The sequence below is a fragment of the Marinomonas pollencensis genome (assembly GCF_003387375.1).
Taxonomy (GTDB): Bacteria; Pseudomonadota; Gammaproteobacteria; order Pseudomonadales; family Marinomonadaceae; genus Marinomonas; species Marinomonas pollencensis.
The window spans coordinates 63,474-88,378 of sequence record NZ_QUNG01000008.1 but is presented as its reverse complement, the minus strand read 5'-3'; the positions used below and the strand labels follow the sequence as shown (position 1 = coordinate 88,378).

The 24,905-nt window shown below is 45.9% G+C and carries 24 protein-coding genes; 13 read left to right on the top strand and 11 right to left on the bottom strand.

Annotated features, from left to right (window positions below; genetic code table 11):
• Nucleotides 1-73: 73 nt before the first annotated feature.
• Nucleotides 74-1,618, bottom strand: a complete 1,545-nt coding sequence (amaB, locus tag DFP81_RS12455; protein ID WP_115898186.1) for an L-piperidine-6-carboxylate dehydrogenase — start codon at nt 1,616-1,618, stop codon at nt 74-76.
• Nucleotides 1,619-1,810: 192 nt separating this feature from the next.
• Here amaB and DFP81_RS12450 point away from each other — a divergent pair, with 192 nt between their 5' ends.
• The 8 genes from DFP81_RS12450 to DFP81_RS12415 all read left to right on the top strand — a co-directional run bounded on the left by DFP81_RS12450 (nt 1,811) and on the right by DFP81_RS12415 (nt 8,682).
• A complete protein-coding gene (locus DFP81_RS12450; RefSeq protein WP_115898184.1) occupies nt 1,811-2,704 on the top strand; it encodes a LysR family transcriptional regulator in 894 nt (297 codons plus the stop codon).
• Nucleotides 2,705-2,789: 85 nt separating this feature from the next.
• Nucleotides 2,790-3,593 carry a DUF1338 domain-containing protein gene (locus DFP81_RS12445; RefSeq protein ID WP_115898182.1) on the top strand — a complete coding sequence of 268 codons (804 nt, stop codon included), beginning with the start codon at nt 2,790-2,792 and terminating at the stop codon, nt 3,591-3,593.
• A 213-nt stretch (nt 3,594-3,806) separates the two neighbouring features.
• Nucleotides 3,807-4,229 carry a rhodanese-like domain-containing protein gene (locus tag DFP81_RS12440; RefSeq protein ID WP_342769967.1) on the top strand — a complete coding sequence of 141 codons (423 nt, stop codon included), beginning with the start codon at nt 3,807-3,809 and terminating at the stop codon, nt 4,227-4,229.
• An 11-nt stretch (nt 4,230-4,240) separates the two neighbouring features.
• Complete coding sequence (gene grxC, locus DFP81_RS12435) at nt 4,241-4,495, top strand: glutaredoxin 3 (RefSeq protein ID WP_115898180.1); 255 nt, start codon at nt 4,241-4,243, stop codon at nt 4,493-4,495.
• 92 nt (nt 4,496-4,587) lie between these two features.
• Nucleotides 4,588-5,067 (top strand): protein-export chaperone SecB, encoded by a 480-nt coding sequence (secB, locus tag DFP81_RS12430; RefSeq protein WP_115898178.1) that lies wholly within the window; start codon nt 4,588-4,590, stop codon nt 5,065-5,067.
• 238 nt (nt 5,068-5,305) lie between these two features.
• Complete coding sequence (locus tag DFP81_RS12425) at nt 5,306-6,982, top strand: COG3014 family protein (protein ID WP_115898176.1); 1,677 nt, start codon at nt 5,306-5,308, stop codon at nt 6,980-6,982.
• A 54-nt stretch (nt 6,983-7,036) separates the two neighbouring features.
• Entirely contained in the window at nt 7,037-7,639 is a 603-nt protein-coding gene (locus DFP81_RS12420) for a penicillin-binding protein activator LpoB (protein WP_115898174.1), read from the top strand.
• 2 nt (nt 7,640-7,641) lie between these two features.
• A complete protein-coding gene (locus tag DFP81_RS12415) occupies nt 7,642-8,682 on the top strand; it encodes an LPP20 family lipoprotein (protein WP_115898173.1) in 1,041 nt (346 codons plus the stop codon).
• Between the two features lie 73 nt (nt 8,683-8,755).
• Here DFP81_RS12415 and DFP81_RS12410 read toward each other — a convergent pair whose 3' ends face one another.
• From DFP81_RS12410 to pobA, 4 genes are all read right to left on the bottom strand, one after another.
• Nucleotides 8,756-10,045: a TRAP transporter large permease gene (locus tag DFP81_RS12410; protein ID WP_115898171.1), complete on the bottom strand. Its 1,290-nt coding sequence runs from the start codon at nt 10,043-10,045 to the stop codon at nt 8,756-8,758.
• Nucleotides 10,042-10,551, bottom strand: coding sequence for a TRAP transporter small permease (locus DFP81_RS12405; RefSeq protein WP_115898169.1), 510 nt, complete (start codon nt 10,549-10,551; stop codon nt 10,042-10,044). Before DFP81_RS12405 ends, DFP81_RS12410 begins: the two co-directional genes overlap by 4 nt.
• 46 nt (nt 10,552-10,597) lie before the next feature.
• Nucleotides 10,598-11,620: a TRAP transporter substrate-binding protein gene (locus DFP81_RS12400; protein WP_115898168.1), complete on the bottom strand. Its 1,023-nt coding sequence runs from the start codon at nt 11,618-11,620 to the stop codon at nt 10,598-10,600.
• 255 nt (nt 11,621-11,875) lie between these two features.
• Complete coding sequence (gene pobA, locus DFP81_RS12395; RefSeq protein ID WP_115898166.1) at nt 11,876-13,084, bottom strand: 4-hydroxybenzoate 3-monooxygenase; 1,209 nt, start codon at nt 13,082-13,084, stop codon at nt 11,876-11,878.
• 310 nt (nt 13,085-13,394) lie between these two features.
• Between pobA and DFP81_RS12390 the strand changes: the two genes are divergently transcribed.
• From DFP81_RS12390 to DFP81_RS12370, 5 genes are all read left to right on the top strand, one after another.
• Entirely contained in the window at nt 13,395-14,288 is an 894-nt protein-coding gene (locus DFP81_RS12390) for a helix-turn-helix domain-containing protein (RefSeq protein ID WP_115898165.1), read from the top strand.
• A gap of 175 nt (nt 14,289-14,463) precedes the next feature.
• A complete protein-coding gene (locus tag DFP81_RS12385; protein ID WP_115898163.1) occupies nt 14,464-14,646 on the top strand; it encodes a hypothetical protein in 183 nt (60 codons plus the stop codon).
• 294 nt (nt 14,647-14,940) lie between these two features.
• Nucleotides 14,941-16,716: a GGDEF domain-containing protein gene (locus DFP81_RS12380; protein ID WP_115898162.1), complete on the top strand. Its 1,776-nt coding sequence runs from the start codon at nt 14,941-14,943 to the stop codon at nt 16,714-16,716.
• Nucleotides 16,717-16,794: 78 nt separating this feature from the next.
• Nucleotides 16,795-17,598 carry a UDP-2,3-diacylglucosamine diphosphatase gene (locus DFP81_RS12375; protein ID WP_115898160.1) on the top strand — a complete coding sequence of 268 codons (804 nt, stop codon included), beginning with the start codon at nt 16,795-16,797 and terminating at the stop codon, nt 17,596-17,598.
• A 164-nt stretch (nt 17,599-17,762) separates the two neighbouring features.
• Nucleotides 17,763-18,197 carry a MarR family winged helix-turn-helix transcriptional regulator gene (locus tag DFP81_RS12370; protein WP_115898158.1) on the top strand — a complete coding sequence of 145 codons (435 nt, stop codon included), beginning with the start codon at nt 17,763-17,765 and terminating at the stop codon, nt 18,195-18,197.
• Nucleotides 18,198-18,361: 164 nt separating this feature from the next.
• Here DFP81_RS12370 and DFP81_RS12365 read toward each other — a convergent pair whose 3' ends face one another.
• The 6 genes from DFP81_RS12365 to siaA form a co-directional block, all read right to left on the bottom strand.
• On the bottom strand, nt 18,362-19,024 hold the full coding sequence (locus DFP81_RS12365) for a 3'-5' exonuclease (RefSeq protein ID WP_115898156.1): 663 nt from the start codon (nt 19,022-19,024) through the stop codon (nt 18,362-18,364).
• The gene (locus DFP81_RS12360; protein ID WP_115898154.1) at nt 19,024-20,901 is read right to left on the bottom strand and encodes a DUF294 nucleotidyltransferase-like domain-containing protein; all 1,878 of its coding nucleotides are present in this window, start codon (nt 20,899-20,901) and stop codon (nt 19,024-19,026) included. Before DFP81_RS12360 ends, DFP81_RS12365 begins: the two co-directional genes overlap by 1 nt.
• Before the next feature lie 224 nt (nt 20,902-21,125).
• Nucleotides 21,126-21,908 carry a diguanylate cyclase domain-containing protein gene (locus DFP81_RS12355; RefSeq protein WP_115898152.1) on the bottom strand — a complete coding sequence of 261 codons (783 nt, stop codon included), beginning with the start codon at nt 21,906-21,908 and terminating at the stop codon, nt 21,126-21,128.
• A complete protein-coding gene (gene siaC / locus DFP81_RS12350; protein WP_115898150.1) occupies nt 21,908-22,282 on the bottom strand; it encodes a biofilm regulation phosphoprotein SiaC in 375 nt (124 codons plus the stop codon). Before siaC ends, DFP81_RS12355 begins: the two co-directional genes overlap by 1 nt.
• 8 nt (nt 22,283-22,290) lie before the next feature.
• A complete protein-coding gene (gene siaB, locus DFP81_RS12345; protein WP_115898148.1) occupies nt 22,291-22,827 on the bottom strand; it encodes a biofilm regulation protein kinase SiaB in 537 nt (178 codons plus the stop codon).
• Nucleotides 22,828-22,852: 25 nt separating this feature from the next.
• Complete coding sequence (gene siaA / locus DFP81_RS12340; protein WP_115898146.1) at nt 22,853-24,838, bottom strand: biofilm regulation protein phosphatase SiaA; 1,986 nt, start codon at nt 24,836-24,838, stop codon at nt 22,853-22,855.
• Nucleotides 24,839-24,905 lie beyond the last annotated feature (67 nt).

The following is a 24,905-nucleotide window of genomic DNA, read 5'->3' as shown; positions in this document are numbered from 1 at the left end:
AACTCAAGCAAACAGGACGCCTTAACAAACGATGACGTCCCTCTCACCTTCTTTGCCTACTGGCAGCCCTAGCTCATTCAAAGACTATGCCCTGAGCCAGTGGTAAATCGCCACCATAGTTGATGGTGTTGGTCGTGCGCCGCATATAGTTACGCCATGCATCAGACCCTGACTCACGACCGCCACCTGTTTCCTTCTCGCCACCAAAAGCCCCTCCTATTTCCGCCCCTGAGGTACCTATATTGACATTGGCGATACCACAATCAGAGCCTGCTGGAGACATGAAATATTCTGCCTCGCGCAGGTTTTCAGTAAAGACCGCAGACGACAAGCCTTGCGGCACTTCATTTTGCATCGCAATGGCGTCTTCGAAGTCATCGTAGGTCAAAACATAAAGAATAGGCGCAAAGGTTTCTTGCTGAACAATGGGGGCATCATGGGCAATACGAACAATCGCAGGCGCCACATAAAAACCGCCTGCTGGCACACCGTCAGTGACCCGTTGCCCGCCACAAATAATCTCACCACCTTGTTGCTGAGCAGTGGCTAATGCCGCCTGCATGCGAGCAAAACTGTCTTCGTCCACTAAAGGGCCAACCAAGGTGCCTGCGGCTAGCGGATTACCAATTGGTAAGGATTGATAAGATTTCGTCAAGCGCTCGACAACGCCATCCACAATAGAGGTGTGGGTAATAAGACGGCGTAATGTAGTACAGCGCTGACCTGCTGTGCCCGCCGCTGAAAACACAATCGCACGCAAGGCAAGGTCTAGGTCCGCGCTCTTAGACACTATCATGGCATTGTTACCACCAAGCTCTAGTAAAGAACGACCAAGGCGTCCCGCCACTGTGGTTGCCACCGCTCGTCCCATTGCAGTCGAACCGGTTGCAGACACCAATGGGAAGGTATCGCTAGCAGCAATGGCTTCACCTAACTCACGATCGCCTATCATGACCGACACCACGGCTTTAGGAATATCAGGCATATCGGCCAAGACATTTTGTGCAATACGATACATGGCTAGCGCACACAAAGGGGCTTTCTCAGAAGGTTTAAGCAACACCGGGTCACCACACACCAAACCGAGCATGGTATTCCAAGCCCACACCGCCATGGGGAAATTAAACGCTGTAATCACAGCAACAGGGCCAAGTGGTTGCCACTGCTCCATCATGCGATGGCCTGGTCGCTCAGAGACAATTGATAAACCATGCAGCATGCGGGATTGTCCCACCGCAAAGTCACAGACATCGATCCATTCTTGTACTTCTCCGAGCGCTTCAGGCACAATTTTACCGGCTTCTAGGGAAATCACTTGGGCCAACTCGTCTTTGTATTTACGTGCCTCTTCACCAATACGACGCACCAATTCACCACGACGTGGCGCAGGAATATTGCGCAAAATTGCAAACGCCTCTTGCAGCTCTTTATTCACCTCGTGCAATTGAGAGGGTGTCGCGTTCTTAAATTGCGATAAACGCGCGCCATCAATTGGACTATGGGCAGAAAACTCAGCACCGTCCCCTAACGCTTGCGTGTTACCCGTCAACACGCTGAAAAAGGTAGCGCCCTGCTTTAATTGATTAATGCCTAAAGTTTCTAAACACGTTAATGACATATTGAACCTCGGTAATCTTGGTGAAATGACAAAATAGAGAAAGCGTTGATGGCCAATTTGCCGCGCTCAAGTCTTTCCAACACCTTACTCAGCTTAGTCAATGATGAGAAATACCGTTTTCCTGTGGGAGGTCTAGTTTTTACCTATAGCCTGCTCCATACTCAGGTAATAAGAGTTTTTTTGGGGGTAATTATGGACGTTCGATCTCTTCGCTACTTTATTGCAGTTTTTGAAGAACGCAGCCTAAGCGCGGCGGCAAAACGCTGTTTTGTGGCTCAACCGTCCATTTCCACCACCTTATCGCAGCTGGAAGAAGACTTAGACACCAAGCTGTTTGTACGTCATTCAAAAGGCGTCGCCCCCACCGACAGTGGCACTCAGCTGTACCCCCATGCTTGCCGCTTGGTGAATGAGTTCAGTAATCTAAAGGACATGTTCCGCCACAGTGATAAACCACTGTCATTGTCGATTTCTTTGGCGCCTTTTTTATCCGGCACCTTGATCAGCCAAGTCATCAAAACCATGTTGGATGACATTCCTGGGTTGACCTTGAGCCTAGTGGACGCGTCTGAAAGCGCTGACTTACGCTTTACCTGCGACAGTTATATTCAAGACGACGATGTGTTTTACCCTCTTTGGGAAGACGACTATGTGATCGCCATGCCGGTGGGATATTGGCTCGCGGATTATTCTTCTTTATCCATCAAACAAATAGATAAACAGCCTTTTGTTTCGCGCACCCCTTGTGACATTTTGGAATCTTGGAATTTCATTATGCAAAAGCAAGGGCTAACAACAGATGTCCGCGCACAAGTGAAAACCGAAGAGTACGCTCTGGATTTGGTAGCAGCAGGGCTGGGCATTTCACTCATTCCTGAGCATTCGTCACGGGGGCGCGCAGACGTCGTGTTACGCACGCTCAATGACATTCAATTAAAGCGTGTAGTGGGCTTAGCCCACAACAAAGATCACAGTTTTCCTGCGTATGTCATTAATACTATTTTGATGACTAAAAACACCTTATTTAATAAAAAGGCCGCTCAGAAAGCGCTAGCGCATCGTGACCCGCATCATTTTTTCGCATGACTAAGTGCATTTTTACCCTTTGCTGGTCCACCACTTGATCCAGTAAAGTCATCCTTAATTGTGACCCTATCTGTGGAGGTAAGTTATGCATGCATCAGAATTTTTCGACGCCCTATGGCAGCAATACATCCAAGTGACGCCTCAAGCCAAGCGCATCCAGAACTTGTTTAAAAGCCATGGAGAAGAGGTGCTTAACGACCACGTCGCGTTCCGCACTTTTGCTAATTCGCCTATCTGCTTGGCCAACTTAGAACCTCAGCTTATGGCCATGGGCTACCAAGCATACGGTGCCTTTCGATTTGAAAATAAGCATCTGGTCGCTCGTTGTTACAAACACCCTGAGCACGAGGCGCTACCGAAAATCTTTTTATCTGAATTGTTAGTAGACGAGTTGCCAGAAGACTGCCAGAACATCATTCAAACACTGATCGAGCAGATCCCTGAAGACTGTGTGCAGTCTCCTGCGATCTTTTGCTCTGGTATTTTATGGCGGCCCATCTCATCAGCGGATTATCAGACTCTCACCCAGCACAGTGAATACGCCGCTTGGCTTGCGACCATGGGGCTACAAGCCAATCACTTTACCGTGAGTATCAATTTATTAGACACCTTTACCAGCATAGAGCAAGTCAACCAACTGCTCCTTGACGAAGGCTATCGCCTAAACGATGTCGGCGGTTTGGTAAAAGGCTCTCCAGCTGTGTATTTAGAACAGTCGTCCACTATGGCGGATAAAATTGAATACCAGTTCGGCGATGGCAAGAGCAGCACCATCCCAAGCTGTTTTTATGAGTTTGCCCGTCGCCATCCAACCGCGGATGGCACATTATTCGACAGTTTTATCGAAGGCAATGCAGACAAGATTTTTGACTCCACTAACAGCAACTAGCTGGCACACCTTGCTCCTTTCCTAGGCGCGCCAATTTACCCTTGTGGCACTTATTTGATGGTCACAAGGGTAAAATTAACCATGCTCTTTTACCTCTAACTCGCCAACGCAGTAGGAAACTTTTTAACAGAATTCAGATCCGTATATAAGGAGTATGTACCCGCCAAGCTGGCCGTGTATAATGCTGGCAGTTTTTTTACAGGTCTTACCGTTATGATGATGAATCAAATTATTGAATTTGCGACTAACCACTGGGAAATGGTCGCAGTATTTTTAGCTGTCCTAGCCACCTTGATTTTCTCCGAAACCAAAGGCGGTCCACAAGGCTTAACACCTTCTGCTGCAACCAATCTTATGAACACAGAAGACGCTGTGATTCTTGATATTCGCCCAGAAAAAGAGTTCAAAACTGGCTTTATTACTGGTGCAATGAATATTCCTGCAACTAAGATTAAAAGCAGTTTAACAAAGCTTGAGAAGCACAAAAACGACCCTATTATTGTAGTATGCAAATCTGGCATTCACTCGGGCCCAAGTTCGAAAGAGCTGAAAAAAGCAGGCTTTAGCAAGGTATTTAAACTGCAAGGCGGCATCGCTGAATGGCAGTCATCTAACCTTCCTTTAGTGAAGAAATAAGAGAGATTATTATGGCTACAGTAACCCTTTACTCTAGTGACTACTGTCCGTTCTGCACTCGTGCAAAGCAATTGCTTAACATGAAGCAGGTTGCCTTCAACGAGATTCGTGTCGACGGACAACCAAAAGTACGCCAAGAAATGATGGAAAAAAGCGGTCGTCATACTGTTCCTCAAATTTGGATCGGTGAACAACACGTTGGTGGTTGTGACGACTTGTTTGCGTTAGAGCGTGAACAAAAACTGGATGCGCTTCTAGCTGGCTAAGCACACCGGCAGACTAAGCAACCAAGAAATAAAAATGGCATCACTGCCAACGGCAGTCGATCAGAACACTCTTCATAAAAAAAGGAATAATAATGGCTGATAACAACGAAGCGGCAGTAAACCAAGAAGAACAAGGTCCTCAGCTGTCTTTACAACGCGTATTTCTAAAAGACATTTCTTTTGAGTCACCACGTTCCCCTATGGTGTTCCAAGAAGAATGGCAACCAGAAGTTGCTATGGAATTGAACACTCGCAGCCGTCAAGTCGGCGAAAGCGTTTATGAAGTCGTGTTAGACATCACCTTGAACGTCAAAAATGCCAATGAGCCAGCGTACCTAGTACAAGTTCAACAAGGTGGTTTGTTTGTTATTGCGGGTCTCGACGACCAACAATTGCATCACGCACTAGGCGCTTTCTGCCCTGCAACCTTGTTCCCTTATGCTCGTGAAAATGTTGATGCGACAATCGTCAAAGGCAGCTTCCCTGCGGTGATGCTAGCGCCTATCAACTTTGATGCTCTGTATTTAGAAAATCTTCAGAAGCAACAAGCAGAAACAGCCACAACACAATAGCGTCATGCACGTTTTTTGCTTATAAAAGGAGGCCATGTGCCTCCTTTTTTGTGGCATAGTAGAGTGAACAAAGACACCCTCCGTGACTCTTAACTTGGCATTTACCTAGCATGACGAAAAAGAAGAAAAAACCTTGCCCCTATTGTCTGAAAGCGCGCTGGATTTTACTTTACCTAGCTTGCATGGCATTAGTTGGGGTACTGTTTATTAACCAGTTTCTAGGCACAGGACACTAATCTTGAAGTGGGCTATTCTTTGCGTGACATTTCTCTTGCTAAGCGGGTGTGCGACCTACCAGCAGGAAATCGATCAAGGCCTCTCTCTGGCCAAGCAAGGTGACTGGAAAAAAGCCGAAAGCCAATTCACTGATGTATTGCAAGACTCTCCCCAAGATCAATTACTGTACCTTCTTGAAGTCGGCGCTCTGGCACAAAACCAAGGCGATTATCAACGCAGTAACCGCTTACTCGAACAAGCCGATCAACTCAGCGACACCTTCTTTCCAAAAAGCTTTAAGAACCGTGCTTGGGCATTGCTCACTAATCCAAGACAAGAAAATTATCATGGCAGTGGCTTAGAACGCATCTACATCAGCTACCTAAAATCGCTCAATTACCTCGCCTTGTCAGAGCAAGCAGATAACCGAGAACAACGGGATAAATTGCGTGACTCAGCCTTGGTCGAAGCGCGCCGTATCGACAACAAGCTCAATGAAATTCAAGCACAAAAACCCACTTACGACGATCTCAACGCTAAGCAAGATCAAGCCTTTTACATGAAGGCGCTCAGCTGGCTTGGCAACTTTTACAATGGCGGTCGCAGCACCGCAGAATACGCCTATCGAGACGATGCTTGGGCGCGTTATGTAGAAGGCTTGCAATATGAGATCAGCAAGCAATACGACGACGCTCGCATTAGCTATCAAGATGCCGCCAAACTCTATGAAGCAGGTTATGCCAAACAGTATGGTCTGTCAGACATGACCGCTGAACGGGCCTGGTTGGACACCATTCGCATGATGCGTAAAGGTAGCGGCTGGAGCCAAGATGAGATCAACAAGCTGATCAAGGCTAAGCTCTCCCCAGCGATGCAAACCCTACTCGCCAGCTACCAGCAAGATGATGCAGAACTGGTTATTTTAGAGCACCAAGGCTTTATACCAGACAAAAGTGAAATGTCATTGCGCCTGTATGCGGACCCGCGCGCTTACTCCTTGGTATTACAACCACTAGTGGGTGGCAGCCACCAGCAACAAAGCGACGCTTATCGCTGGTTTACCATGGTCTATTCCGATATTAACCCATTGAATTTGCTCGCCAACTACAAAGCTGGCGGCGCTTGGGGGGCCATTGGTGGCGTGTTCACCAAACGCGTTATTGTCGGCTCTGGGGTTTGGAGTCAGCTAAAGCAAGCCCACCTAGACAGCTTACTGACGCAGCAGTTTATTCGCGTTACTGTGCCTTATTACCGCCGTTTTACACTCGATCACCAAACGCCTATATTGGATCTTAAAGGGAGCAGTCAGGAGGCGCATTCTAGTCAAACCATTCGCATGACTTCGTTGGCGGATATCGCCGTTCAAGAGCAGCTTTTTGAGGCCCAACGAGACATCTATGAAGGCTTGGTACGGGAGTTATTACGCAGCTGGTTGGCAGATCGCGTCGCCCGCAGCGTGGATGATGACACTGCTAGCTTGATACTCAGTTTACTTGGCCAAGTCTCTGTTTTTGCTTCATCTGCTGCGGATACCCGTAACTGGCTAACCTTACCTGCCCAAGTACGTTTAACCCGCAAGCCATTGCGGGCCGCGACCTATGACCCTCATTATGCGGTCGACAATAAAGACTTCTCATTGGGTCAAATAGTCTTACAGCCCAATGAAATAAAAGTATGGAACTTACGTAACCCAAACTAAACTAATCGTTTAAAACGCCTATATTGTTAGGTTAAAGAAAGAAGGACCCAGATCATGCGCATATTAGCTCAATGGAAACATTTAATTGTGGTACTGCTCGCCGTTACCCTGGTAGCTTGCTCAGGCAGCGTTAAGCGAATCGATACGGACAAAGAGGTGGCCGTGTCTGATCGCTGGAACGACATCGACTCTAAATTAGTCGCCGACGCCATGATCAATGATATGTTGAGTTTCCCTTGGTACCGAGATTACAATTTCTCTAACAAAGGCAATCCAACCGTCATTATTCAAACCATTCGCAATAAAAGCTCAGAGCACATTCCTGTCGACACCTTTGTAAACGACATCAAACGCAGCTTATTGCGCGCTGGCAAAGTTGATTTTGTGGTCTCTGGTGAAGAGCGCGAAGACATTCGTACCGAACGAAGCGACCAAGAAATGAATGCCGCTCCAGATACCGTCGCCAAATTCGGGCTGGAACAAGGGGCAGGCTTTGCCTTATCCGGCACCATAAACTCAATTGTCGATTCAAACGGCGATGAGCGAGTCACCTTTTATCAAGTGGACCTGAAACTGATCAACATGACCACCAATCGTGAAGTCTGGAATGGTCAGAAGAAAATCAAGAAACTGGCAACTAAAGGCGGTTTCTTCTAACCATGAAAAAGGCTAGCTTGTTTCGTCCTTTAAACTGGGCATTGGTGGCGTTGAGCGCCACCGTTTTATCTGGCTGTATCAGCTCACTGCCTGATTTTCAGAGCGCTCAGACTGACCCTACCAAGGTACCTGATTGGGTGCTATCGCCACCCAGCGATCGCTCGCATCTTTATGGGGTTGGCAGTGCTCCTAGGATAGATAACCTTGCCCTTGCTTTCGCTCAGGCTGAACAAAACGGCAATGCGCAAATAGCCCAGCAGTTACGCACTCAGGTCAGTCAGCTCAATACCCAAGACACTCAGGTGTCTTCGACCAGCGGTCAAAATGAACAAGTCATACGGGTGCAAAGCGCGTACACCCAAGTCAAAACCGCCCCGATTGAATTAGAACAAACCGTCAATGAACAACGTTTTGCCGGTGACGATTACGTTTATGTTCTGCAATCTATTGATCGCCAACGTATTATCGCGAAATTAACCGAGGCTCTAAAAGACACCGACGATAAGATACGCAGCGCAGCAGCAAGTTTATCCACATCGCCTGATCAAACGGCAGCACAACAAGATTGGCGCACCTACATGCGCTTAATACCGTTATTTGCACAACGTAAAAATTACCAAGATGAACTGAACCTATACTCGACTCAAGCGGCATTGTTAGGCCGTGCTGACAAGTCGTTGCAGGCGACTGAGCAACAACTCAACCAGGCTTTGAATCAGTTTGGTTTTGATGTCTCTGGCACGGAGCAAAGCGATTTATTGGCCAGTGAGTTGTCCCAATATGGATTAACAGCGAAGCAGGATGCAGTGTTCACCTTGACCTCTAAAACCTCCCACCATACGCAAATGCAACAGGGTCGGTATTATGTCTTTCAAGAAGGAACTTTGTCGTTGATTGGAGCCGACCAACGCCACTTAGCCTCTTGGACTGTCAGGGCTCGAGGCATAGATAAAAACCCGCAAAGTGCTGAGGGTAAAGCGGCAGAGGACTGGTCTCAACAAGCCGTCAGCAAGCTCTTCAACTGGCTTACTAACCAACCCTAAGCGCCCGACGTTAACTCTATAAAAAATGGCCTAGGATTATTCCCAAGGCCATTTTTTTATACTACAACAAGGACTAATTCACTAAGCCCACTGCAATCACAGGGAAAGCCACAATTAAGGCTAAACGCAGCAGATCTGAGATCACAAAAGGCACCACCCCCTTGTACATATCTCCCAGACTGATGTGAGGCGCGACTGATTTAATCACGAACACATTCATTCCCACAGGCGGTGTTATCAGGCCAAGTTCTACGGTAATTACCGCGACAATACCAAACCAAATAGGATCAAAGCCGGCCGCTTCAATCAAGGGATACACCACAGGCACAGTCAGCAACAGCATGGCAATACTGTCCATCACACACCCCAGCAACATAAACAAAACAAGCACACACAATAACACCATGTATGGGCTCAAATTTAAGCTGCCAACATACTCCACCAAGGAGAAAGAAATGCGCGACACAGACAAAAAGTAGCCGAATATTTCCGCTCCGATAATCATGAAAAAGATCATCGCAGACATGACCAGTGTCTCACTGACTGCCGCTTGGAACTGCGTCCAACGCATGCCGCGAAACAGTGCGATCAATAAGGTCGCCCCCGCCCCCACCGCGGCGGCTTCTGTCGGCGTAAACCACCCCGTATAAATTCCCCCAATGATGAACAAAAAAACCGCCGAGAAAGGCAACAAGCCTTTTAGTCCCATCACTTTTTGTTTTAATGTGGTTGCTTCACCAGGATTGGCTGTCGCTGGAAACAAAGTCACCACCACCGCCACGGTCATCCCGTACATCACCAGACCCAGCAGGCCAGGCACCACACCTGCAATGAACATATCGCCCACTGACTGTTCGGTAATCAGGGCATATAAAAGCAAGGCAATGGAAGGTGGAATCATCACCCCTAAAGTACCACCCGCCGCTAATACACCACTGGCCAGCGTAGGCGCATAGCCGTTTTTCTCCATTTCAGGCAGAGCCACCCGAGACATGCTCGCAGCGGTGGCCAAAGATGAACCAGATATTGCCGAAAATATCCCACAAGAAGTTACCGCGGCCAGGCCCATACCGCCACGCCAGCTACCAAACATGGTTTTAGCCCCTTGGAAAAGCGCCTGCGACATACCTGCTTTTGAGGCAAAAACCCCCATTAAAATAAACATAGGTATAGGGCTAAAACTGTAGTTGGATAAGGTTTCAAATGGCCCATTCGCTAAAATTGACACCGCTGGATCAAACGCCACAATCCAAGCAAAACCACCAAAACCAATCAATGCCATCGTTAAAGCAATTGGCGCTCGTAACACAATCAAAAGCATCATGAAGGCGATGCAAATTAAACCTATTAGTGATGTACTCATGCTTCTGCCTTCCCACAAATCAATAGTTCAAACGCGTACACAAACGCGGCAATAGCCAGCATCACAGTGGCAAAAGTGGCCACAGAATAGAAATACGTTAATGGAATCATCAAATCTTGGGTGGTTTCATAACTCATCGCGGCGTCTTCAATATGAAGATAAAAGCTGTAGCTCATCGCCCCGCCTAACACGCCAAAACAAAGACTATAAAAGGCTTCAAACAAGCGCTTCGTAGTGTCTTTAAAGCCATCAGTAAACAGATCTACGATAACTTGTGAGCGGCTGACCGAGTGGGGCAAAATAAACAGCACAGTAAACAACAAACTGTATTTAACCAACTCGATGCCACCGGTAAAGGTCCAATCCACGCTCCCTTCAGTGATACCGAAAAGCCCACGCGCAGCGACATCCGCCAAAGTAACCAGCATCATGGCGACAAGAAAAAAGCCGCCAATAAGATGCATAAAGTGGGTAATGCGCGCAATAAAACAACTCACTGCTTTCATCTGAAATCCCCAAAGTCAGCACAGTTAAAACAATCTCAAGCTTTGCTTATTTACACGCCGTTTGAGCCAGTTCCATCGCGCGAGCGTACACCTTATGCGCAGGTAATCCTTTATTTTGCAACGCTTGCAAATACTCTTCTGTCGCTTGATATAACACTGGCTTCCAAAGAGGGTTCTCTGCACCATCTTTAATCACATCGATGGTATCGCCCATTTCGATTGCTTGAGCACGACCCTTCGCATCTAAGCCATCAAATACTAACGCCGCTTTTTTCGACCATTTCATACCGGAGTTATCATCAATGACTTTTTTAAGGTCGGCAGGCAAACGGTTATAAAAGGATTTATTCATCGTCATCACAAAAGCCAGGGTGTATAAACCACCGACTTCAGTATGGTATTTGGTCAATTCGTTAAGACGGAAGGTATATTGCCCTTCCCATGGTAAGGCCACCCCGTCAATGACACCACGCTGAGTCGATTGATAAGCGTCCGGCGCAGGCATTCCTACCGGCTGTGCTCCCAAACCTTCTAGCAACTTGGCGACCACAGAGGTCGGACGACGAATGCGCAATCCTGCTAAATCTTCCGGTACCTTGATGGCTTTATCTGTGGTGTGCAGGACGCCTGGTCCATGGGTGAACAGAAACAGGGGTTTTGTTTGACGGTATTCTTTTGCAATCAAGCCTTCATCATATAAGCTTTCGACGATACAAGAACCTTGTGCAGCACCTTGTGCAACCCCAGGAAGCTCAACAATTTGGGTAAGGGGAAAGCGGTTGGCAGTATAACCCTGAATAACCACAGCCACATCGGCGATGCTGTTTTTTACCGCATCGTATTGGCCGGTGGCTTTTGCCAGCGTGCCTGAAGGGAAAATCTGTACATCGATACGCCCATTAGACTCTTCTTCTACCGACTTTGCCCATTGCTCGAATAGTTCTTTGTTTTGCCCTGATACTTCAGGAAAGAAATGACTAAAACGTAAGGTATATTCTGCTGCCTGAGTTTGGCTAATGGCGGATAAGGCAAGCGCTGTCAGTGCCACCTGTTTTATTGTTTTTTTCATGATCAACTCCGGGATAACGTTATATTTATTATGATAACCAAAAGCTAACAACCCAAAGCCAAAAAAGGTAATTCATTCTGGGCTTTAGCTATTGAAAAATTGAATAGACAAAACTCTTTTACGCAGAAATCATTAAATACATTTCATTGGTTAAAATAATAAACTCTTATAAATCTATATGATTTATAAGAGTTTATTATTTTAACAACACATATCAGAAAGCCAAAAACTCTCTTTCATTTTTTATTTAAGCCTTTATCCGACTGAAAGGGGCTCATAAGGCAAACCAACATATTGCATCGCAATTATTCGTCGCCCTTCTTCTGTGTCGGTATAGAAATTGAGTTCTGAACTCATGAACTTTTCAAACGTAGCAGAATCCGCACCATTCACTGATACATCACCAAAATCGTGCATCATATTCGTCATCCACCAAGAGAAGCGTTCGCCATTCCAAACCCGGCGCAGGCAAATCTCAGAATACTGAGAAACACACTCTTGATCGCCTTCTTGATACACTCGAGTGAGTACTTTATAGAGAGTAGCAACATCAGACGCAGCCAAATTTAGCCCTTTAGCGCCAGTGGGTGGCACAATATGAGCGGCGTCTCCGACCAAGAATAACTGACCATATTGCATGGGTTCGCAGACAAATGAGCGCAATGGCGCAATACTTTTTTCAATGCTTGGCCCTGTCACTAATCGACTCGCAACCTCATCGGGTAAACGCCTTTTTAGCTCTTGCCAAAAGTCATCATCACTCCAGTTCTCAGCCTTATCTGTTAATGGCACTTGCAGGTAATAACGGGAGCGCGTGGCAGAACGCATGCTCGCGAGGGCAAAACCTCGGTCTGTTTTACAATAAATAAGCTCGTGATTAACCGGTGGGGTATCCGCTAATAAACCTAACCAACCAAATGGATAAACACGCTCATACTCAGTACGTACGCTCTCAGGAATAGTTTGACGAGATACCCCATGAAAGCCGTCGCAGCCCGCAATATAATCGCACTCTAAACGCCGCATTTGCCCACCTTGTTCAAAGGTCACATAAGGTGACTGACTTTTGACCTCGTGCAATGCCACATTACTGGATTCATAAAAGGTGGTAAGACCCGCTTCTGAGCGCGCTTGCATCAAGTCGCGAGTCACCTCGGTTTGACCATAAACCATCACAGTATCGCCGCCAGTTAAGGTGGCTAAATCAATATGAACACGCTTATTGTTAAAGGCCAGTTCAACTCCCGTATGAATTTCCCCCTTTTGTTCCATACGTTCGCTAACCCCAGCTTCTCGCAACAGATCCATCATACCTTGCTCAAGCACACCAGCCCGAATACGACCGAGTACATAGTCTCCAGAGGCTCGCTCGATAATGACATTATCTATGCCTTGTTTTGATAATAATTGGCCTAGTAATAATCCTGATGGACCCGCTCCGATAATAGCAACTTGCGTTTTCATTTTTGCTCACCTTTCTATTGTTATTTTTCACGAGTGCTTAGCTCGCTATTAAAGTGGCTTTAATAGTGGCGAATTAAAAAGCGCTTCGTTAGGCACATATCGGTTAAAAAATTGTACTTTTTGAACAAAATATATTTTCCTCAAAAATGGATTATTTTTATAAAAATCACAGAAAATGCGTGAATTCAGCGTTAGATATAGGTAAAAATATCAACATTGTGTGAAAAACAATAAAAACAAACTAATAGCATCAGCTTTTGCATATTGCACCTTTATGCAATTTCATGGCGCAATCACATGGACCACAAAAATGACAAGCAAGCATAAGATTCCGCATTTCGCGTTATATGGTGAATCCAATTGGATAGATGACCCTGAGTTTTTTCATATTGAGGCCATAGAATCGAGGAGCAGTGATTTAGGCTGGAAAATAAAACCCCATCGCCATGCTCAGTTGTTTCAGATTTTGCTGCTTAAGTCAGGCAAGGCCAATATTCGAATAGATGACCAACAGCAAAATTTACTGGGCAGTTGGGCTATTATGGTGCCAGTCGGTGTGGTGCATAGCTTTCAGTTTGCCCCTGATACTGATGGCCGCGTTATTACCATTGCGGTTCCTGTGATCGACGACATTGATGAAGCAACCAAACGCTTTATTAAACCCTTGTTACACCAACCCAGCTGCATTTCTTTCAATAACCAAGATTCGCTGCTGGCTGACCTCTGGCCGCTGATAGAGCAATTAGAAAAAGAGTTACACCGCCCCCATGAAGGACGCGGCTTAATGTGCCGTCATTTAATCCATGCCATTCTTTTGCAATTAGCTCGCCAGCAAACAATAAGCGGCGAGCAAAATACGACCATGTCGGCACAAGACCAGCAAATTCAGAGCTTAAAAGCCTTGATTGAATTGCATTACAAGGAGCACTGGAGCAGTGACCAATACGCCTGCGCTCTTGGCATGTCAATCAGCCGTTTGAATCGGGCCTGCAAACTTATTCTGCAGCAAAGTGTCCATGACTTAATCCAGTCTAGGTTACAGCTTGAAGCCAAACGGCAGTTACTTTATAGCCGCCAAACTATCGAAGAAATCGCTTATCATTTAGGTTTTAAGGACCCAGGCTATTTCTCGCGCTTTTTCAAAAAGAGTACTGGCTACCCGCCCGGCAGATTCCGCGCTGCCAGTCAGCAACCAATACAATGAAGCTGCTTTCAGGCTCTTCACAAAAACCATTAAAAAATGGATTAAAAACAATGACTTAAACTAAACATTAGTTTTTTTCATCAATGAGCTGAAAATTGATCGTTTGTTCAAGATTCATCCAAGCCCTATTATATAAAGCGTAAACAAAACACACGCAAACTTTAGGAGAGTTACGATGAAAACTGATTATAAATACGACAATTTAGGCAATCTAGACACAGATTACTATGTAGAAAAAGCTTACGAAATGCGTCGCTACTACCTTTCTCTTGCTTTTAAAAAAGCGGTTTCAGGTGTTAAGAAAGCCGTGCTAAGCCTAATTCCTACTCGTTCCGTTCAAGGCCGTACTGCTCATTAATAAGCGCTATCGCCTAGTCGACTGCCCTTGCTCTAACAAGCGTAGTGAAGACTAAACGACCCAAGTTCCCGATCGTAAGGTAACAATAAAAATACCGATCAGGTAACGGGGTTTGCCTCTCTCAGTTCCGATTATTTTCCCAATTTTACTCGCCAAGACATATAGTTACAGCCCTCTGCTGCCTTCTACATATTAATCGCCTTCCTCTTTTCATGCGATTAGCAGTCATCAAACGGTCATAAATACGACATAAACTTATGCTCACCAATAAGCGGATAAAGTATCAGAACTACGATGAGTACGAATGAGCAACGAGTTTTACTGGATAAAATTTTAAAGGAAGGTTTGATCACCCCTCTTTTTCAACCTATCTATGATTTATCGTCTGGTGCGATCTACGGCAATGAGGCCTTATCCCGCGGCCCAGCCAACACCGAACTGTTCACTCCTGATGCTTTATTCACACTGGCAATGCAAGAACAACGCTTGCATGAACTGGAATTACTATGTCGTGAACGAGCTCTGAGCCGATTTGCCAAATTGGCGTTACCAGGACGTTTATTTTTGAATGTAAGCGCGTCCCTTTTAAGCTCACCTTATCACCAAAAAGGCATGACGCTAAACATCCTGAATGAGCTTGGTCTCAATCAAAAAGACATCATTATTGAGCTCTCTGAACAGCACCCTTACGATCACAATGGCCTGTCTAGAACCAGCGTTGAACATTATCGAGAAATGGGTTTCCCAGTGGCGATAGATGACCTTGGTGTAGGTTATTCCGGCCTTCGACTTTGGTCTGAACTACAACCAGACATTGTCAAAATCGACAAGCATTTTATCCATGATGTGGATAAAGATGAGATCAAACGAGAGTTTGTTCGCTCTATTATTACCATTGCCCAACGCTTAGGTTGTAAGCTCATTGCAGAAGGCATAGAAACACAACAAGAGCTGGATCAGTTAATTGAAATGGGCGTCAGTTATGGGCAAGGTTTTTTTCTTGCACGGCCATTAGAAATGCCAGCCACTGAAGCAAATACCTACCTACAAAAGCAAGCACAACGTCGTGCTGCGTTTAATCTTGATCATGCCGAAACCGTACAAACTCTATCCCGTACAACGCCTGCTGTCAGTGTCGAAAGTCCGTTAAATTTTGTCTCCCAATGCTTTATCGAACACGCCAATTTGTTTTCTATTCCAGTACTGAATAACAATCAGGAACCGATTGGTGTCATACGTCGCTACCAATTGCATGAACTCTTCTCCACTACCTATGGGCGCGCCTTATATGAACATAAGCCGGCCACTATTTTGCTCAGTGAAGACGTGCTTATTGTAGAAAGCACGGTGAGTTTGTCTGCCGTTTCTGAACTGGTTACCAATCAAGAAGCAGATACGCTTAACAATGAGATCATCATAGTACGCGATAAAAAATTCGTCGGTACTGGGCATTTAAGGGATCTACTTAAGCGTATTACTGAGCTGAAGATTCAAAACGCAACCTATTCCAACCCAGTCACCTTACTGCCTGGTAATGTCCCTATTCATAAAGAAGTCAGCTTACGCTTAGCAGCTAAAGAAGACTTTTATGTGGCCTACTTTGACTTAAACGATTTCAAGCCCTTTAACGATTATTTCGGCTATTCTAAGGGTGATGCCGTGATCCAGCTGGTTGGCAACATTATCAAAGAGGTAGTCAGTCCAGATGGCAACTTTATCGGACACATAGGTGGCGATGACTTTGTGGTTATTTTTCGCGCCCTAGACTGGGAACAACAATGCCGTGCTATCTTAAGCCGTTTTGCCCAAGAAGTGCTTAGCTTTTACACAGAAGAAACATTAAAAGAAGGCGGAGTATGGACTCGAAACCGACAAGGTGATCTGCTCTTCCACCCCATTTTGAGTCTCGCCATTGGCGTCGTAAACCCTAACCCAGATGAGTGTGACAACCATCACCTCGTTGCAGAATTGGCGGCTCAAGCGAAAAAGTCGGCAAAGCAAAAAGGGGGCAATTACCTCTACCTGCAACCCTATCAAAATACCTATATTACCCCGAATATTGCGATGTGACAGAACTGTCATCTAGCGCTCATAAGTTTGTCATCTAGCCTGCCTACTCTATACAGATATTGCTCGTAGGAGGCTCTTATGCAAACGACTTTTCGATCCGTCTTTATCTCAGATGTTCACTTAGGCACCAAAGCGTGCCAAGCGGACCACTTGTTAGATTTTCTGCAGAAAATCACCACAGACACCCTGTATTTGGTGGGCGATATTATCGATTTGCAAGAAATGAAAAGTCGTGCAAACTTTGTCGATAGTCATACTCAAATCATCGAACAGATCCTCAGCATGGCCCGCTCTGGTACTAAAGTGATCTACATACCAGGTAATCACGATGCTTTCTTCAGACAATTTGCTGGGCAAACCCTATCAGGTATCGATATACGCCTAAATGCGAAACACACAACGTCAGACGGTCGTGTGTTCCATGTTAGTCACGGAGATGAGTTTGATCAGATGATCAAGATCAGCCCTCTGATGCTGGCTATTGGCGACCGTGCGCATGGCCTTATGCTGTCACTCAATCAATGGATCAATGGTGTGCGCCGCTTTATTGGGCTGCCTTACTGGTCCTTGGCCGGCTACTTAAAAACCCATATTAATAAAGCCAAAGAGTTTATAGAACGCTTCGAAACAGCTGCATTGAAGTCTGCTAAAAATCACCATGTGGATGGCTATATCTGTGGCCATATTCATTACGCTTCTTTTCGCCTGAAGGACGATACTCTTTACTGTAATGATGGTGATTGGGTAGAGCACTGTACCGCGTTAACCGAATCTAACGGCGGCGAGCTCAACTTGATTCACTGGTCTGAAAACCCAAAACATCTGGCATCTGAGCCCAGCCGTGAAGCCTGGGAATTTAACCCCAGCCCTTCTCAAAGCTAATTAAACAAAACGGACAATATGCAAGGACGCCATAACATTTACTCCGTTATGGCAGGCAAGTAGGAGCAAGAAATCAAAAAGCAAGGAAGTGACGTCGTAAGGATTGCTATTAAATAGCGCGCTATCTATTATCGACGAATCCAGAGTTTAGAGGTAAGTCCGCCATGACAGGCGTTCTAAAATTGAACGAGCTTTTGTGTTTCTCCTTGTACTCAACGTCTTTGGCGATGAACAAGTTATACCGGAAACTACTCAAGCCCTTAGGCATCACTTACCCACAATACCTGGTTTTAATTGTACTTTGGCAACATAGATCCTGCTCCGTTTCTACTATTGGAGAACAGCTCTATCTAGACTCAGCCACCTTGACTCCGTTACTCAAAAGGATGGAGTCATCAGGCTTAGTCACTAGGCACCGCGCGAAAGATGATGAACGTCATGTCATCATTGAGTTAACTCAGCAAGGGGACGCCTTAGAAGCCAAAGTAGAAGCCATTGTCCAACAAGCGGTCTGCACTTTAGACCTTTCGTTGGACCAATTGGCAGACACCAAAGCGACTATTGAAGCGCTTAGACAGAACTTACTCGCCCACTCTTAATGGTCGCGCCATTAACTGTGCTGATGTGAATAAGTTCTTATTTTTTAGCATTAAGTAGTGCACTACTTAATAGCGCATTATGGGCAAGTTTGATGTGGAATATTCACTAAGCGACCCCTTGCTCCAAGGCACCGAGCAAGCATATCACGCTGTGGGTTAACTCATTAACCTGCAACGAATTTGGTATGGCCACCACCTATCTGTAATAGGTCATGTAGGCGACAATCTTTGCCTTGGTAGGAAATTTGGGCGAGCAAAAGCTCGGCGGTTGCCAAAGCATCGGTGAGCGCATCATGGCCTTGGTACTCAGGCAGCCCATAACGGGCTCGACAAGGAGCTAAGCGAAAGCCGCCTTCTTGTATCGGTTGACTAGCACGCAATGACTTCGTCCTTTCTATGGCCAGTGTATCCAGCCAATGTAACGTGAGCGAGGCTTGCTGTTGCTGCCGCCACCACGCTTTTAAAAAACTCAATTCCAACGGCGCATGGTGCATCACCAACACCTTATCTCGAAGCAATAAACGCAAATAGCGGATCACACTCTGCTCACGGCGACCATGATCTTCTAAGTCACCATCGGTAATTAAATGAATGCCCACACTGGCTTCCACTTGCGCCCCGTTTAATAACAGATGCTGCGCAGAATCCAACTGAATTTGCCCTTCTCGAATCACCACCCAACCGATGCTAATAATGTGATCTTGCTTTGCGTCTAGGCCACTGGTCTCGATGTCTAACACCAGATATTCCCAATCTTGCCATGGCCGTTTTGCGGTTAATCTATGACGTCGCCAGGTCTGAAAACGGGCAATAATAGAAGCAAGCATTAGGCATAGCCTCGTGCGAAACGCTGCAATACGATTTCCTGCGCTTCTTTAATAGTCGCGAAAGTGGCTTTTAAATGTTTACGCTCTAATGGACTTAACGTGCTGGGGTCAAGATAAGCACTGGCTTTACCAGCCGCTTGCCAGTGACGTCGTTGAGCTTCCAGCCTTAAGCCATTTAATTCGTCCCATGCATCGATCAAATTACGCGCAATGTCTTCGCTTATTAACTTCTCTCGAATCGCCTGCTCTAAACGCGGTATGGTACCGACCCGATACGTCTGGCAGGCCACCCCATATAAGCGGGCAATATCATTGATTAATGCCAACCCCTGATGCTTTAGATCTAGTTGGTGCTTATGTTCTCCTGAGGATTCCAACAAGAAGTGACGAAAAAAGCCCAATGGCGGTTTGCTTGCCAAGGCACTACGGGTCAAAGAAACTAAAAACAAACTGTTTTTGGCAATGTCTTTCTGCATTCCTTTGAGCAAGTCCGTCAGCGCTTTTTCATCGCCATAGACACAGCGAATATCAAAGAAAATACTGGCGTTTAACAAGGCGCTTGGCGCCGCACTGGTGATCCAATTAGAAAACGCTTGCTGCCATTGTTCTTGTGTCATTCGCCAATCGGGATTACTGGCCATAATATTACCCGGACACAAACGAATACCGCACGCCCCCAACCCCTCACAGACATAGTTGGATAAGGCTGAGAAATACTCGCTCTGTTGTGCATTAGGAGGGCTAGAAAGCATCAAGCCATTATCCTGATCACTGCCCAAGGATTGGTCTTTTCGTGCTTGGGAGCCAAATACTAGAAACTGGAAAGGGAACGGAGGCTGGCCAAACTTTGCAATGGCTAATTCGATTAAACGACGGGTCAGGTTGTCACTCACTGCCGCTAATACTTTACCAATATCTGCCGGCTTCATATCCGTTAAAATCAAATTAACAATCAAGGTCGGCCACTGTTGACAAACTCGGGCCAGATTTTCGACTGTCGTTTGTCGGTGAATCTGATTAATCAATAGAATAGGGCTCAACTCTTGATGTCTCAGTAAGTCAGCCGCGGTCACCATGCCCACCGGTACCCCATCCCCCGTAACGACCGGCAAATGGTGAATATTGTATTCACTCATCAGGGTTTGCGCCTGCATTACCAGAGAATCTGGTGATAAGGTCGCAGGAGCACAGGTCATCACTTCGCTCAAGGACAGCTCTGATGTGATGCCCAATGCCAGCACGCGAGAACGCAAATCTCGGTCCGTCACTATGCCAACTAAAGGTTTATGCTCTTCTTTAGCGTCTACAATCAGAATCGAGCTCACCCGCGCTTCGGTCATTCGCTGCGCTGCTATTTGCACACTTTCTTCAGGGGTCGCTTTAATCAGTTGACGTGTCATCACCTGCTCAATCGGTGTAGAAAGCTGCAAAGCCGGGGTATTAATGTCTGAACCTTGGGTGCGGGATAATTTACGGGAACGATGATGTTGAGTGTGTTCAAAAAACAGTCTGAGCGCTTCGCTTTGCTCGAAAACCTGAAGAAAAGAAGCTTTTGCAAAACGGTAAACCAAACTGTCTTCCATGGCGACGATTTCTAAACCATCAGGATTTTGGGCCAGCACACTGGAAACGCCAAAGCATTCGCCATCGGCTATTTGATCCACTAACGCGCCATTTGGAGTGCGTATTTCACAGGCGCCACGACGGATCAAATGTAAGGTAGCCGCTGCGCCAGCAAGCGTTAGAGTCTGCCCTTGGCGTACATAAGACACCTCCATGCCATTCAATATAGACGCCATTTGAGCGCTGGATAAATTGGCAAAAGGAGGGGTTGAGTAGAGGAACTTTTGTACCTCAGAAACGTCGATGGCTGCCATTATTATTATGCTCTTCGTATCGAGTTAATAACATAATGCGCCTTTTAGAAGTAGATTTGAACACCACCTAGACTAATGTCTATGACAGAAAAGGCAGGCTAGGTCGTTCTGAATTTGGTTAACAACGAGCCTAGAGCGGCTCGTGATACTTGGCCTTCTGGCAGGCGGTCGTCATCGCCAACAAAGCGTTTGCGTGCTATCGAAAACGCTTCTATGACGATCGATTAATCCAGAGAAATTTGATTACGGCCCAATGACTTAGCCACATAAAGAGCATCATCCGCTCGGGTTAGTAAGGAATCCACCGTGTCCCCTTGACGATATTGACTTATACCGATACTGACACTGGTGGTCAGTTGCTTGTCGCCAAAGTTAAGCGCCAGCTGCTCGATCGCTATGCGCATCTGCTCCATTAACGACTGTGACTCTCCTTGGTCTTTTCCTGGTAAGAGCACTAAAAACTCTTCTCCACCCCAGCGCCCGATATGTACATCTTCAGCCACAATATTGGACATGAGTTGACCTAGCGCGACCAAGACATCATCACCAATTTGATGACCATGCTGATCATTAATCAGTTTAAAATGATCCACATCCACCATGGCAACGCAATACACCTTATGCTGGCTATTAGGCTCGAACTCATGGGACAGACGTTTCATCATCATACGACGGTTAGGAAGTTCGGTCAGGGGGTCCATTAACGCGGTCTGCTCAAGCTCACTGTTCATTTGCTTCAAAATTCGCTGATAATGATCCGAAATCCGAGTGATCTTCTCTAACTGGCGTAAGTGCTTATCAAATCGCGCACTGAGACTTTTTTCCCGCTGCATCATCATATCTTGGTAAGAGTCTGACAAACGCGTAATACGCTCAACCCGATTCCACTGGTTCAGGTTCATTTCCCACAAACGGCCTAATACCTCTCGGGCAGGATGGTTGTCGTATTCTGGGTTTTCCAAAATATTCACAACATCTTCTTCTAGTGCTGAAAAATCAATTTTCATCAGCCACCTATAATGTCGAAAGGAAAGCTGCAGTCTTCTTTAAACTCTTCGGCGAGCTCTGCAACACGCTCATTTTCTTTGTCATATAGCCATTTCACCGCCACTGAGCGTCCTGACTGAAATGCATCTTCCATTTCATCAAAAATATCCATCATGACCTTTATACTGCTTGTATTAAGGTAAATTAGGCTCAACTCTAGGGTCAAAGGGGACGAGTTTGTAGTTAAAAAGCGGCTAACCCAAGCCACCACGTCGGCATACAGTTCATAGGAATTCTCTGGGTAAGAATCACCCTTCATATAAAGAATGCCATTTTCCCAGTCCCCTCGAATTTCTGGAGAGGATTGGGTACTGTTAATCAATAACTCATTCATAGTGTGTCTCAGATTTGTATACTTAAGCTGAAATAGGCGGTTTCATTGTCAATGGGCTTTAATGTTGCGGCCATTGGTTTACTGGATTTTCGAGCCATATCAATTAACCCCAACCCAGCGCCTGTCGTTGCTTGGGGATCTCGCGGCTTTCTTAATTGAGCCTTATAGGCCGCCTTTAACTCTACTTTGTCCATCGTGGCAAAGGATTCAATGCGTTTTAACAAGGCTTCCCCATCCTCTAAACGCACAATATTCCCCGCTGCGACGCTGTAGCAGTCTTCATTGTGGCTGACAATTACCGTTGCGGTGTCCGCTCCTGGCAGTTGTGATTCAACAGCATAGTGTCGAATATTTTGTGTTAGCTCAATATAAGCAGCAAACACATCCAGCGCAGACGCCGGTGGAAGTTGCTCAGATTGTAAATAGTTTTTCAAGGCATTGCCGATTTCTTCAATCAGGCTTCTCGATATCGGCCCATTAAAACACAATAGTATTTTATCCTGTTCGAAGCGCTCTCTTAAACCATAAAGATCCGGTGTTGACATAGCGTATTCCCCATAATTGACTGGGCTATTGATCAAAACGAAACGACATTAGAGTGATGTCATCTCGCTGTGGTTGATCTCCCATATACGTATTTAACGCCTCAACAAATGCTGACGCTTGTTCACTTAATGTTAGCTCTGCATGACGTTGTATTAAGGACTCGAAACGGCGGTTACCAAAACCAAATTTTTTCTCTCCGCCAGCTTGGTCTAAGAAACCATCGGTGGTCATATAATAGGTCCAACCTGATACCGGTAATTCTATGTTCTCGTACACGCCAAGACGTTTATCTCCTAAAGCCCGTCGCGACGGTTTATGCTTCACTATTTCTGAGCCATTGCTAGCATACAAGCCAATTTTGGCGCCAGCAAATCGCATTATGTCATTTTCTTCTGGAATATAAACCAACCCCACGTCAGCATTGGTTGCCACACGATCGGCGGTGGCATCTTCGTTCAACATGGAGCGCAACGTGTGATCAATAGAATGCAACAATGCCGCGGGGTCTTGAATGCCCACTTCAGTGGTGGCGTGATCGATCGCCGCGCGCATCAACATGGTCATTAACGCCCCAGGCACACCATGACCGGCACAATCGACAATACCCAATAAACAACCATGTTCAGCACGCTGGAAGACATAAAAATCGCCGCCAACAACATCCCTTGGGCGCCACACAATACTGTGATGCTCACCTAAAAAGTGCTTCATCTCGCGATCCGGCAAAATCGCTTTTTGAATTAAGCTTGCGTAATCAATCGAGGCACCTATTTCACGGTGTGCATCGAGCATTTCCTGATGAGTTGCTTGCAGCTCAGAGGTACGCTCAGCCACCTCACGCTCTAATTGTTGTGTATGATTGCGAACTTGGGCTGCCATATTATTAAAGGTTTGGCTTAACTCACCAATCTCATCATCACTGGTTACCGGCAAATTCACATCGTAACTCCCCGCTTCCATCGCCTTCGCTGACGTTTGTAACTGACGAATAGGGGAAATCACTAAACGCTCTACGGCAAACCCAAAAACAGCCAGCAAGATAACCAATAGCAGCACAAACACCGCCGCGGTTGGCAGCAGTATATTGGTGTTTAACAAATTAACATTGTGTAAATCCACATTGGTCACAACGTACCAATCCAACAATGGAAAATACATAAATGACATTAATTGCTGAGTGCCTTGTTGCTCAACCAGCACCGAAACAACACCGCTGTCTTCGGTTCTGGCTTGCTTCATTGCCTGCTGCACTTTTTGCTTAGACTCAACATCGTCTAACAAGGCAAATATAGAGCGAGTTCCATAGTTGCCGTCGAGTGTGTCAAAGGCAATTAAGTCTTTATCTTTGTGTGCTTCGATGCCGCCATTGGCATTGATAATAAAGGGATGCACCCCAGCAATAGGCGCACTGGTGAAACGATCAAGAAAATGAGTTAAATCGAATCCGGTCCCCGCTAAACCGACAAATACCCCGTTATTCTTCACAATATAATTCACCCAAATTTTAGTCACTTTTAGGTGTTCGTCTTCGTCCACATTAATATTAAAAGGGGCCAACTGTTGGCGGCTATGAAAATACCAATCATCTCGTGGGTTAGCGTACGAAATGCGGTATTTTGGCGTCATACTAAAAGGGTTATTAACATCCGCAAAGTAGTAATCTTTGGTCGTATCTGTAATGAAAAACATGGAGTGATCTTGAAAAACGCTTAAAAACCCCTTCGCATCCTCAACAAAGGCAGCCTGTTTTTCGGCATTCGTAGGGTCTTGCATCCACTCCCGAACCGTTGAGGTGTCTGCAAAGCGTTCGGCTAATGCGAGCTCCCGTGAGATTGGGGTTAAGATTTTCTGATAATTCAGCTCGGTGAAACTTTTTGCATAATTTTTGGCTGAATAAACCTTGCCTTCTTTGAGCAGTAACCAACCAATAAAGGCAGTAAAAAACAACGCCAAAATACAGGTGACTGCCAATGCAAACAATGACTTACCACGTAATCCCCAACGAGCCATACAGATAAAACCTTACTAATAAGTTAAACATTACAACAATGAAAAACGATTATTTTAGTTGAGACAA